Below are 11,381 nucleotides of genomic sequence, written 5' to 3' on the forward strand. Positions count from 1 at the left end.
CAAAGACGCCGAAGCCCCCATCTTCGACCTCGTCGACTACGGCATCGTCGGCGACCTCTTCCAGGTCGTCCCCCAACTCACCGAAGAAGTGAACAGCCGCAAGGGCTGACCGTCTCACTTCCTGGCCGGGGCCGTTGACCTTGTCAACGGCCCCGGCTACTTTCGTTCTACGGATTGTTGAATCCGCAGAGCGGAAAACTGGAGGGTGTACGCATGGGTCAGCAGGAGAAGGTGGCAACGAGCCTCGCGGGCAAGGTCAGCGAGGACATCAGCGCCTCCCTCACGGGAGTGGACGCCGAACTGGCCCGCCGCTACCCGGGAGACCCCGGCACCCGCCAGCCCGTGCACACCGTGTACGTCCCCGGCGATGTCTTCGCGCCGGACACCATCCGTTCCTGGGGCGACCAGGCACTTGAGGCTCTCGACCGGCACGCACCGGACGCGGGTGCGCTCGCGCACGTGCTCGGCATCTCCGAGGACCTGGCCGCACCCGTCTACGACCGTGTGCGCGCCAAGCTGGAGCGCGAGCCCGTCGAAGACCTGCGCATCGACTTCGAGGACGGCTACGGACCGCGCCCCGACGCGGAGGAGGACGAGGCGGCCGCCCGCGCGGCCCGGCTGGTCTCCGAGGCGTACGCGAACGGCACCGCCGCCCCGTACATGGGCATCCGCATGAAGTGCATGGAAGCGCCGGTCCGGGACCGCGGCATCCGCACCACGGACGTCTTCCTCAGCGGGCTGATGCAGGCCGGCGGCCTCCCCGAGGGCATGGTCCTCACCCTCCCCAAGGTCACCTACCCCGAGCAGGTCACCGCGTTCGTGCAGCTTCTGGAAGCCTTCGAGAAGTCGCACGGACTCGACGCCGGCCGCATCGGCTTCGAGATCCAGATCGAGACCAGCCAGTCCATCCTGGCCGCCGACGGCACCGCGGCCGTGGCCCGGATGATCGACGCCGCCCAGGGCCGGGCCACCGGGCTGCACTACGGCACCTTCGACTACAGCGCCTGCATCGGCGTCAGCGCCGCGTACCAGGCCAGCGACCACCCCGCGGCCGACCACGCCAAGGCCGTCATGCAGGTCGCGGCCGCCGGTACGGGCGTACGCGTCTCGGACGGCTCCACGAACGTCCTGCCCGTCGGCCCGACCGCCCAGGTCCACGAGGCCTGGAAGCTCCACTACGGACTGACGCGCCGCGCCCTGGCCCGTGCGTACTACCAGGGCTGGGACATGCACCCCGGTCACCTGCCGACCCGCTACGCCGCTGTCTACGCCTTCTACCGCGAGGGCCTCGACGCGGCAGCGGCCCGCCTCGCCGCGTACGTGGCGAAGGCCGGTGGCGACGTGATGGACGAACCCGCAACCGCCAAGGCGCTCAGCGGCTTCCTGCTGCGCGGCCTGGACTGCGGGGCGCTCGGCGAGGAGGAGGTCGGCCTGCTCACCGGACTGTCCCGCGCCGACCTGGACTCCTTCTCCAGCCCGCGCCGCGCAGCGCTCACGGTCACGGCTCCGTAGAGGGCCGACCAGCCCTAGTGGGGCGGGAGTTCTCCGGAACCCCGGGCGATCAGGCGCGTCGGCAGCACCTTCTGGGCCGGCGCGCCTCCTGCTCCCTCCAGGCGGCGGAAGAGGCTCTCGGCCGCCGTACGGCCCAGCGTGGCCGCGTCCTGGGCGATCACGGTGATGCCCAGCAGATCGGCCAGCTCGATGTCGTCGAATCCGACGAGGGCGGTGGGCCGGCTCCGCCCGGCCAGCACGCGGACCGCGGTGACCGTCACACGGTTGTTCCCCGCGAAGATCGCGGTGACCGGGTCGGGGGCGTCGAGCAGTGTCGTGAGCGCGGTCGCGACCCGGTCCGGGGCGGTGGTGCCCAGCGAGACCCAGGATTCGTCGACCGGAAGCTCGGCCTCGTCCATCGCGGCGTGATAGCCGCGGAGCCGCTCTATCGCGGTGTGGATGCGCGGCTGGTCACCGATGAAGCCGATGCGTCGGTGGCCGTGCGCGATGAGATGCGCGACACCGTCGCGGGCGCCGCCGAAGCTGTCGGACCGTACGACATCCGCGTCGATCTGCCCGGCCGGACGGTCGACGAAGACCGTGGCCACCCCCGCGGCGATCTCCGGCTCCAGATAGCGGTGGTCGTCCCCGGCGGGGATGACGATCAGCCCGTCGACCCGGCGTGCGCAGAGCGCGAGCACCAACTCCTGTTCGCGCTCCGGGTCCTCGGCGCTGGAGCCGTTGATGAGCAGGGCACCGTGTGCGCGGGCGACCTCCTCGACGGCGCGGTTCAGCGGGCCGTAGAACGGGTCGGCGAGATCTTCCAGTACGAGACCGATGCTCGCGGTGCGGCCCTTGCGGAGCACGCGCGCGCTGTCGTTGCGGCGGAAACCGAGCGCCTCGATCGCCTCCTGCACGCGACGCTCCGTGTCGGGAGTGACTCCCGACTCGCCGTTCACCACCCGGGAGACCGTTTTGAGGCCCACGCCGGCGCGGGCGGCGACGTCCTTCATGGTCGGCCGATTGCCGTAGCGGGGCTCGGGGCGGCGGTCGGTCTCGGCCACGGTGCGCTGTCCTGTCGTCGGCTGAAGAGGGCTGTACATGGTGTGGCGTCGAGCATAGAGCCTGGACAACGTTGTCAGGTGAATGGAGACTGGTCATCGCGATACCTTCTGTGCCCCTTGCCACCTGGAGATCCCACACCGATGCACAACGACCTGTACGCCGCGCTGGACATCGGCGGCACCAAGATCGCCGCTGCGCTGGTCGGCGACGACGGCCGGATCCTCCTCCGTACGCAGGCGCCGACCCCCGCACGTGAGGACGGCGAGACGGTCATGGGGGCCGTCGGCACGGTGCTCGACACCCTGACCGCCGACCCCCGCTGGGAGCGGGTGCGCGCTGTCGGCATCGGCAGCGCGGGCCCCGTCGACGCCTCGGCCGGTACGGTCAGCCCGGTCAACGTCCCCGGCTGGCGCGGCTTTCCGCTGGTCGACCGGGTGCGCGGCGCGACCCGCGGACTGCCGGTCACGCTGGTCGGCGACGGCGTCGCGATGACGGCGGCCGAGCACTGGCAGGGCGCGGCCCGCGGCTACGACAACGCCCTGTGCATGGTGGTCTCCACGGGGGTGGGCGGCGGTCTGGTCCTCGGCGGGAAGCTCCACCCCGGCCCCACCGGCAACGCCGGCCACATCGGGCACATCAGCGTCGACCTCGACGGGGACCCGTGCCCCTGTGGCGGGCGTGGCTGCGTCGAGCGGATCGCCAGTGGACCCAACATCGCCCGGCGGGCGCTGGAGAGCGGCTGGCGGCCAGGACCGGACGGCGACACCACCGCCGCCGCCGTGGCCGCTGCGGCCCGCGCGGGGGACCCCCTGGCCGTCGCCTCGTACCAGCGTGCGGGTCAGGCGCTGGCCGCCGGGATCGCCGCGACGGCGACTCTGGTCGAGATCGACATCGCGGTGATCGGCGGGGGAGTGGCCGGTGCGGGCGAGGTGCTCTTCGCGCCGCTGCGGCGCGCGCTGCACGACTACGCGACGCTCTCGTTCGTACAGCATCTGAAGATCGCTCCCGCGCTGATGGGTACGGACGCTGGTCTGGTGGGTGCGGCGGCTGCCGCCTCGCTCAGTGCGCAGGAGGCGGCAGCCGCTGTCGGCTAGCAGTCGGCCACTAGCAGCTGAGCCTGGCGTCGGCCCAGTCGGCGTGATCGGAGTCGTTGCCGTCCCCGCCGTCCGTGACGACCAGGCGCACCACCTGCGCGCCGCTCACGTCCGCGGAGAGCGGCTGCGCGGGCATGGCGGTGGTCAGGACGCCGGTGGCGGCGACCTTCTTCCCGTCGGCCCAGATCTCGAAGGTGACCGTGCCCTTGGCGCTCTTCTCGTCGTCGACACCGACCTGCGCCGAGACAGAGCTGCACCTGCCGCCCGTGTAGTACTCGATGGAGCTGTCCGCGTGGGCGCCGATTCCCTTGGCGTAGACGGTTCCGCCGAGGGTGATCGGCTTGCCGTCGCCCGCGGCGCTCTCACCGTTGCTGGTGTTGCGCTCGACGGGCCCCCAGCCGTTGCTGGACGACATCCAGGGCAGGTCGCCCAGGTACGAGCTCCCGGCGGGTGGCGGCACCACCACGCTTCCCTGGAAAGGCAGCCGGCTCTTCACGCGGACGCCCGCAGGTGAGCGGTAGGCGGCGCTGAGCGTGAAGTCGTACGCACCGACCGCAGTGCCCGCCGGTGCGGTCACCTTCCACTTCGTGGTGAGGGCCGTGCCCGTCGGCAGGACCGTCTTCGATGTCGCGGAGGCCGGTGCGACCTCCCAGCCCGCCGGACCCGTGAGGGCGGCGGAGACCTGCAGTGCGGGCGTACGGCCGAGATCGGTGACCGTGGTGGTCAGGTCGACCGTGCCGCCTGCTTCCACCAACGGGCCGCTGTCCAGGCCGAGTTCGACGGCCGGTGGGTTGGTCGCCCACTTCTTGTCCGCCGTGACGCGCAGCAGCACGGTGCCGTGCGCGGGGACGGTCGCCGAGACGGTGCCCGCGGTGTTGAAGCTCTGGTGCTTCCAGAGGTCGCGCTGGGTGTACGCGGCAGCCTTCGGCAGACCTACGGCCTGCGCGGTGGTGGCGATGTGCTGTGCGGTTCCGGTCTCGTTGAAGAGCGCGATGGTCCGGCTCCCGTCCGCCATCTCCTTGGACACCACCCAGCGGCCGCCCTCGGAGGAGAGCACGGTGCCCTGCTTGCCCAGGGGGTCCTGGTCGACTGCGATGACTTCACTGTTGGTGACGATGTCGAAGGTTTCGGGCGTCGCCTTGCGCAGATCGGAGCCGATCAGCAGCGGGGACGCCATGACCGACCACATGGAGAAGTGCGTGCGGTACTCGGTGTCGGTCATGCCACCGTTGCCGACCTCCAGCATGTCCGGGTCGTTCCAGTGCCCGGGGCCGGCGGCGGAGGCGAGCGGCAGGTTCTGCTTCATGATCGACAGCATCGATCCCCAGCTGTCGCTGATGTCGCCCGTGGTGCGCCACAGGTTGCCGACATCGGCCGCCCACTCCCAGGGCTTGTTGGAACCCCATTCGCAGATGCTGTAGACGATGGGACGACCGGTCGCCTCGAGTGCGTCGCGCATCGTCGTGTAGCGCTGGACGGCGTCCACGCCCTGGTTGTTGCAGTTGTCGTACTTGAGGTAGTCGACGCCCCAGTCGGCGAATTGCCGGGCGTCGCTGTACTCATGGCCGAGGCCGCCGGGGAATCCCGCGCTGTTGCAGGTCTTGGTGCCGGCGCTGGTGTAGATGCCGAGCTTCAGTCCCTTGGAGTGCACATAGTCGGCAACGGCCTTGATTCCGTTGGGGAACCGCACCGGGTCGGGCACCAGTTCGCCGTTCGCGTCACGCTGCGGGAGCGCCCAGCAGTCGTCGAGGTTGACGTACTGGTAACCGGCGGCCTTGAGGCCCTTGTCGACGAAGATGTCGGCAATTCCCTTGACCATCGACTCGTTGAACTCGGCCCTGCAGCCGGTGGAGTTCCAGTTGTTGAAACCCATCGGAGGGGTGAGGGCGAGGCCGTTGTCGAGTTGTGGTGCGGCGCGGGGTCCGGCATCGCGTGCCGCGGCCGGGGCTGCCAGTCCTCCGGCGCACAGCAGTGCGGTGGCCAGCGCTCCGAGGATTCTTCGGTGGGTGGTGCGCGGTGGGAGATGACGCATCGTTACGTTCCTCCGTGCTCGCCTGTCATCGGATCTCTCCATGTACGCGTCAGAGACGCGCGTTTACGTTAGAGCCTGTTGAAGTCTGTTGGAAGAGATGCGGTAACGGTTGTTCGATATCTCGTGAAACCCCTTGACGAGCACGTGACTTGGGAGTGAGATCCAAGCCTCGCGTTCGGTTGTGTTGGGTTCCACCCTGGAGGAGGGGGACATGGCGCAGTCTTCGTACAAAGGTTCGGCCATACCTGGAAGCGTGGCAGGACATCGGATGTCCCGGCGGAATCTTCTGCGCGGTGCAGCGGTCGGGGCCGGTGCTGTGGCGCTGCCCTCGCTGCTCGCCGCCTGCAGCAGCGGGCCCGGAGGTGACTCCAAGACCATCCGGCTGGGGTCCAACTCCTCGGACCCCGTACCGAAGAAGGCATTCGCGGATGCCTTCGCCGCATATGAGAAGCAGTCCACGGGGGGCCGGAAGATCAAGGTCAACACCGTTGACCACAACACCTTCCAGGAGAACATCAACCGCTATCTGCAGGGCAAGCCGGACGACGTCTTCATGTGGTTCGCCGGATACCGCATGCAGTTCTTCGCGAAGAAGGGTCTGCTGCTCGACATCAGCGATCTCTGGAAGAACTACCAGGGCTTCTCGCAGGCGTTGAAGGACCAGTCGACGGGCGAGGACGGCAAGCAGTACTTCACGCCGTACTACTACTATCCGTGGGCCGTATTCCACCGCAAGAGCCTCTTCGACCAGCACGGTTACACCGCCCCGAAGACGCTGGACGAGTACATCGCGCTCGCCAAGCAGATGCAGAAGGACAAGCTGGTCCCGATCGCTTTCTGCGACAAGGACGGCTGGCCCGCCATGGGCACCTTCGACTACATCAACATGCGGACCAACGGCTACGAATTCCACAAGTCGCTGATGGCGGGCAAGGAGGCGTGGACCGACAAGCGGGTCAAGGACGTCTTCGACACCTGGCGCAGCCTCCTTCCGTACTGCCAGCCCGGCGCCAACGGCCGCACCTGGCAGGAGGCGGCCACCAGTCTCCAGCAGCGCAAGACGGGCATGGCCGTCTTCGGGATGCCGCACCCCGGCGCCCAGTTCCCCAAGGGCGAGCAGACCGACATCGACTTCTTCCCCTTCCCGGAGATCAACCCGGAGCACGGCCAGGCGGCCGTCGAGGCACCCATCGACGGGTTCCTGCTGGCGAAGAACTCCAAGTCGCTGAAGAACAAGAAGACGCTCGAAAGCGCGAAGGACCTGCTCACCTATCTGGCCACGCCCAAGGCGGAGGACGTGTACCTCGCCGGCGACCCCAACAACGTCGCGGTCAACAGCGGGGCCAGCACCTCGACCTACTCGGCGCTGCAGAAGAAGGCGGTCGAACTGGTCTCGGGCGCCAAGCAGATCTCGCAGTTCCTGGACCGCGACACCCGGCCGGACTTCGCGTCCACCGTGATGATCCCGGCCATCCAGAGCTTCATCAACAACCCCAAGGATGTCGACGGCCTGGTCAACGGGATCGAACGGCAGAAGAAGACCATCTTCTCCACCGAAGGCTGACCGGCTCCGGCTTCACCAGACCGACCTGGAGTTCACAGACGTGTCGCTGACCTCTGCGCGGCGCGCCAAGCGACGAGGGCCACGGCGGTTCACCCGCCGTGACCTCGTCGTCCTGGGCGTGCTGCTGGGCATCCCGATCCTGCTCGACATCGCCATCGTGTGGGGCCCGACCATCGCCTCCGTCGTTCTCTCCTTCACCAGTTGGGACGGCATCGGATCGATCCACTGGGTCGGTACGCAGAACTACACGAACCTCTTCACCAACTACCCGCCGTTCTGGCCGGCGGTGCGGCACAACCTGATGTGGCTGGGCTTCCTCGGGCTCATCGCCACCCCGTTCGGGCTGCTGCTCGCCGTACTCATCGACCGGGGCGTGCGGTTCAGCCGCTTCTACCAGTCGACGCTCTACATGCCCGTGGTGCTCTCCCTGGCCATCGTCGGCTTCATCGCCCAACTGGTCTTCTCCCGCGACCAGGGCGCGCTCAACGCCGTACTGGGAAACAAGGACAACCCCACCGACTGGCTCGGTGATCCGAACCTGAACATCTGGATGATCCTGATCGCGGCCGCCTGGCGGCACACCGGTTACGTGATGATCCTCTACCTGGCCGGCCTCAAGGCCGTCGACCCCTCGCTCAAGGAAGCGGCCGCCATCGACGGGGCCAACGACCGGCAGACCTTCTTCCGCGTCGTCTTCCCGACACTGCGCCCGGTCAACGTCATCGTCGGTGTCATCACCGTCATCGAGTCGCTGCGCGCCTTCGACATCGTCTACGCCGTCAACCACGGCCGCAACGGCCTCGAAGTGCTCTCGGTGCTCGTCACCGACAACATCATCGGCGAGGCCAGCCGGATCGGCTTCGGCTCCGCCATCGCGGTGGTGCTGCTGGCCGTCTCCATGGGATTCGTCGTGACCTACCTGGTCCAGGAGATCCGAGGAGAGAAGAACCGATGACGCTCGACACCACGGTGGACGTCGCGACCCCGGTGAAACCCGCGGCCCGCCGGCGTATCCGCCCCGGCCGCTTCGGCGTCCACGTCTTCCTGATGGCCGTCTCGCTGGCTTTCGTGGCACCGCTGCTGCTGGCGGTCTACGCCTCGCTCAGGCCGTACGACGAGACGTCCAGGGACGGCTACCTCTCCCTTCCCAAGCATCTCTCCTTCGACTACTACAAGCAGGCGTTCAACGACTCGGGGATGATGAAGTACTTCGTCAACACCCTGATGATCGCCGTGCCCGGGGTGATCCTCGCCCTGTTCTTCGCGTCCTTCGTGGCCTTCGCCGTCTCCCGGCTGCGGCTCAAGGGCGGCATCGTCCTGCTGATGCTCTTCACCGCGGGCAATCTGCTGCCGCAACAGGTCATCGTCACCCCGCTGTACGTGGTCTTCAACAAGATCCCGCTGCCGTACTGGATGTCCGACTCGATGACGATGTTCGACTCGTACTGGGCCGTCGTCGCCGTCCAGGTCGGATTCCAGATGGGCTTCTGCGTCTTCGTCCTGGCCAACTTCATGCGCACCCTGCCGCAGGAGATCCTGGAAGCGGCGATCGTCGACGGGGCGGGCGTATGGACGCAGTACTGGCGCATCACGCTCCCCCTGTGCCGCCCCGCGCTTGCCGCGCTCGGCACCCTGCAGTTCACCTGGATGTACAACGACTTCCTGTGGGCGCTGGTCTTCATGTCCGACGGGGACAAGCTGCCGATCACCTCGGCACTGAACAACCTCCGCGGCCAGTTCTTCACCGACTACAACCTGCTGGCCGCGGGCTCCGTGATCGTCGCGCTGCCCACACTCGTCGTCTTCCTGCTGCTCCAGCGGCACTTCATCGCGGGGCTGACACTCGGATCGAGCAAGTGAGAGGAGCTTCTCAGGGGGCGACGGGAAGCTGACGCTTGTGCTCGGTGAGGCGGTAGCGGTCGACGATCATCTCGTAGGCGCGCCCGTCCACCGGCTTGCCCTCCAGGAAGTCGTCGATGTCGTCGTACGTCACCCCGAGCGCGTCCTCGTCGGTCTTGCCGGGGTCCAGCGTCTCCAGGTCGGCCGTCGGGGCCTTCCACACCAGCTCGGAGGGCGCGCCCAGCGCGTCCGCGACGGCGCGCACCCGGCGCTTGGTCAGGCCGGTCAGCGGGACCAGGTCGGCGGCGCCGTCACCGAACTTGGTGAAGAAGCCGGAGACCGCCTCGGCCGCATGGTCCGTACCCACGACCAGGCCGTTGTGCGCTCCGGCCACCACGTACTGCGCGATCATGCGCTGGCGGGCCTTGATGTTGCCGTGCACGAAGTCCTGGTGGTGTACGTCGCGGAAGCCCACCCCCGCCGCCAGTGCGGCATCGAGCGCGGCATCGCTCGCGGGCCTGATGTCCACTGTCAGCACCTGGTCGGCCCGGATGAAGGAGAGCGCGAGCTGCGCGTCGTGTTCGTCGGCCTGGACGCCGTACGGCAGGCGCATCGCGTAGAACGTCGCCTCGTGGCCTGCGGCCCGCGCCCGCTCGACGGCGAGCTGGCACAGCCGGCCCGTGGTGGTGGAGTCGACGCCGCCGCTGATGCCCAGCACGAGGGCGCGCAGACCGGTGGAGGTCAGCCGCTCGGCGAGGAAGGCCACACGGCGTTCGATCTCCTGGGCGGCATCGAAGGTCTCGGCCACCTGGAGTTCCCGGGCGATCTCCTGCTGCAGGGCGATGGACGCCGGCTCGCTCACGTCTGCTCCTTGTTCCGCTTCACGATGTGCTGTCGCGGCCACTCTATCCAGGGGCTTCCGGCGGATCGGGGTGCGCCTACTCCGCGGGCTCCAGCTGTCTGGCGACGACCAGGAACGCATCCGTGTCGAGGTCCATCACGACCTCGACCGGGCGCCCCAGCGCGCGCTGGGCCGCCGCGAACTCCTCCGCGGGCCAGCTGCCGCGCGGGCCCCCGGCCGGAAACTTCTGCACCACCATGCGGTTCATGCCCAACTCCTCTGTCCCACTCGGGTTTTCCGGTGCTGGAGAACCCAACGAGATGCCGTGTACGTGCGTCACGGTCTCCCCTTCCCCCGCGGAAGGACTCAAGGTGAAGGACGCAGTGCTGCGTACGGAACGTTGCTGCGGGGCGGGCAACAGTACCGCTACGGATGTCGGGCTTCTGTACCGGGGAGGGCCGGGCGTTCAGGCCGACGCGCGCTTCTTCGCCGCGGCCGACTTCTTGGCGGGAGACTTCTTCGCTGCCGCCTTCTTCGCCGTCGTTTTCTTCGCGGCCGTCTTCTTGGACGCCGCCTTCTTGGGTGTCGACCTCTTCTGACCGGGGCGCAGGGCGGTGACCTTGGCCGGCGGCGAACTCGCGTCGCCGCGCGACTCCTTCGCCTCGCGCACACTGTTCTCCAGCGCGGCCATGAGGTCGATGACCTTGCCCCCGGACGGCGCTCCCGCGGACTCCGCAGCCGCCTCGCCGCCGGACGTCTTCGCGGCGATCATGTTCTCCACGGCTTCCCGGTAACCGTCGCGCAGCGAGGCCATCTCCACTTCGCCCAGCGTGCTCATCAGGGTGTCCGCCAGGTCGAGTTCGGCGTCGCTGACCGTCACCGCGGACTCGGGCGCGACTCCTTCGGGGGCGCGGATCTCGTCGGGCCACAGCAGGCCGTGCATCGCGATCACGTCGTCGACGACGCGCAGCATCCCCAGCCGCTCGCGCCCGTGCAGCGCGAATTTCGCGACCCCCACCTTCTCGCTGCGCTTCAGCGCCTCACGCAGCAGCGTGTACGGCTTCGCGGCGGGGACACCGTTCGCGACGAGGTAGTACGCCGAGCTCATCTGCAGGGGATCGATCGAAGCAGCGGGGGCGAAGGAAACGATCTCGATGGTCTTGGCGGTCGGCAGGGGCAGCGAGGCCAGGTCCTCGTCGGTGATCGGGATGATCGACCCGTCGGCGTCCTCGTACCCCTTGCCGATATCGGCGGCAGCCACCTCCTCCTCGTCCAGCTCGCAGACCTTGCGGTAGCGGATCCTGCCCCCGTCGGCGGTGTGGATCATCTTGAAGCCGATCGAGTGGTTCTCGGTGGCGTTCACGAGCTTGATAGGGATGCTGACCAGGCCGAACGAGATGGCGCCATTCCATATGGATCGCACGACTGCTCCTACCCGACGGGTCGATTTGTCAT

General features: G+C 68.2%; 10 protein-coding genes and 1 pseudogene. 6 read left to right on the forward strand and 5 right to left on the reverse strand.

The genetic code is table 11. From position 1 onward, the window contains the following. Positions 1-109: pseudogene (locus tag AB0H78_RS37420) on the forward strand (electron transfer flavoprotein subunit alpha/FixB family protein); the annotation flags it as partial. Positions 110-213: 104 nt separating this feature from the next. Further along, positions 214-1,512, forward strand: a complete 1,299-nt coding sequence (locus tag AB0H78_RS37425; RefSeq protein WP_363239293.1) for an aldolase/citrate lyase family protein — start codon at positions 214-216, stop codon at positions 1,510-1,512. 14 nt (positions 1,513-1,526) lie between these two features. Here the strand turns inward: AB0H78_RS37425 and AB0H78_RS37430 are convergent, their stop codons facing one another. After that, entirely contained in the window at positions 1,527-2,555 is a 1,029-nt protein-coding gene (locus tag AB0H78_RS37430; protein WP_363239344.1) for a LacI family DNA-binding transcriptional regulator, read from the reverse strand. A gap of 141 nt (positions 2,556-2,696) precedes the next feature. On the opposite strand from AB0H78_RS37430, the gene AB0H78_RS37435 reads away from it, so the two are divergent. Continuing rightward, on the forward strand, positions 2,697-3,650 hold the full coding sequence (locus tag AB0H78_RS37435; RefSeq protein ID WP_363239294.1) for an ROK family protein: 954 nt from the start codon (positions 2,697-2,699) through the stop codon (positions 3,648-3,650). Positions 3,651-3,660: 10 nt separating this feature from the next. Here AB0H78_RS37435 and AB0H78_RS37440 read toward each other — a convergent pair whose 3' ends face one another. Further along, complete coding sequence (locus AB0H78_RS37440) at positions 3,661-5,682, reverse strand: NPCBM/NEW2 domain-containing protein (RefSeq protein ID WP_363239295.1); 2,022 nt, start codon at positions 5,680-5,682, stop codon at positions 3,661-3,663. A 268-nt stretch (positions 5,683-5,950) separates the two neighbouring features. Here AB0H78_RS37440 and AB0H78_RS37445 point away from each other — a divergent pair, with 268 nt between their 5' ends. Genes AB0H78_RS37445 through AB0H78_RS37455 form a run of 3 tightly spaced genes read left to right on the forward strand, consistent with a single transcriptional unit; the run spans position 5,951 to position 9,106 of the window. Continuing rightward, complete coding sequence (locus tag AB0H78_RS37445; RefSeq protein WP_363239296.1) at positions 5,951-7,246, forward strand: ABC transporter substrate-binding protein; 1,296 nt, start codon at positions 5,951-5,953, stop codon at positions 7,244-7,246. A gap of 40 nt (positions 7,247-7,286) precedes the next feature. Further along, positions 7,287-8,201, forward strand: a complete 915-nt coding sequence (locus AB0H78_RS37450) for a sugar ABC transporter permease (protein ID WP_363239297.1) — start codon at positions 7,287-7,289, stop codon at positions 8,199-8,201. Continuing rightward, positions 8,198-9,106 carry a carbohydrate ABC transporter permease gene (locus AB0H78_RS37455; protein ID WP_363239298.1) on the forward strand — a complete coding sequence of 303 codons (909 nt, stop codon included), beginning with the start codon at positions 8,198-8,200 and terminating at the stop codon, positions 9,104-9,106. The genes AB0H78_RS37450 and AB0H78_RS37455 overlap by 4 nt, the downstream gene beginning before the upstream one ends. 10 nt (positions 9,107-9,116) lie before the next feature. Here AB0H78_RS37455 and nadE read toward each other — a convergent pair whose 3' ends face one another. The 3 genes from nadE to AB0H78_RS37470 all read right to left on the reverse strand — a co-directional run bounded on the left by nadE (position 9,117) and on the right by AB0H78_RS37470 (position 11,349). After that, positions 9,117-9,947, reverse strand: coding sequence for an ammonia-dependent NAD(+) synthetase (gene nadE / locus AB0H78_RS37460; protein ID WP_363239299.1), 831 nt, complete (start codon positions 9,945-9,947; stop codon positions 9,117-9,119). Between the two features lie 76 nt (positions 9,948-10,023). Next, positions 10,024-10,194 carry a hypothetical protein gene (locus tag AB0H78_RS37465; protein ID WP_363239300.1) on the reverse strand — a complete coding sequence of 57 codons (171 nt, stop codon included), beginning with the start codon at positions 10,192-10,194 and terminating at the stop codon, positions 10,024-10,026. A 198-nt stretch (positions 10,195-10,392) separates the two neighbouring features. Then, complete coding sequence (locus tag AB0H78_RS37470) at positions 10,393-11,349, reverse strand: Ku protein (protein ID WP_363239301.1); 957 nt, start codon at positions 11,347-11,349, stop codon at positions 10,393-10,395. Positions 11,350-11,381: the final 32 nt, after the last annotated feature.

The sequence above is a fragment of the Streptomyces sp. NPDC050738 genome, assembly GCF_040654175.1.
GTDB lineage: Bacteria > Actinomycetota > Actinomycetes > Streptomycetales > Streptomycetaceae > Streptomyces.

Coding starts and splice junctions, on each gene's coding strand:
- AB0H78_RS37425 (WP_363239293.1), top strand. CDS start 214: ATGGGTCAGCAGGAGAAGGTGGCAACGAGCCTCGCGGGCAAGGTCAGC.
- AB0H78_RS37435 (WP_363239294.1), top strand. CDS start 2,697: ATGCACAACGACCTGTACGCCGCGCTGGACATCGGCGGCACCAAGATC.
- AB0H78_RS37440 (WP_363239295.1), bottom strand. CDS start 5,682: ATGCGTCATCTCCCACCGCGCACCACCCACCGAAGAATCCTCGGAGCG.
- AB0H78_RS37445 (WP_363239296.1), top strand. CDS start 5,951: ATGTCCCGGCGGAATCTTCTGCGCGGTGCAGCGGTCGGGGCCGGTGCT.
- AB0H78_RS37455 (WP_363239298.1), top strand. CDS start 8,198: ATGACGCTCGACACCACGGTGGACGTCGCGACCCCGGTGAAACCCGCG.
- AB0H78_RS37465 (WP_363239300.1), bottom strand. CDS start 10,194: ATGAACCGCATGGTGGTGCAGAAGTTTCCGGCCGGGGGCCCGCGCGGC.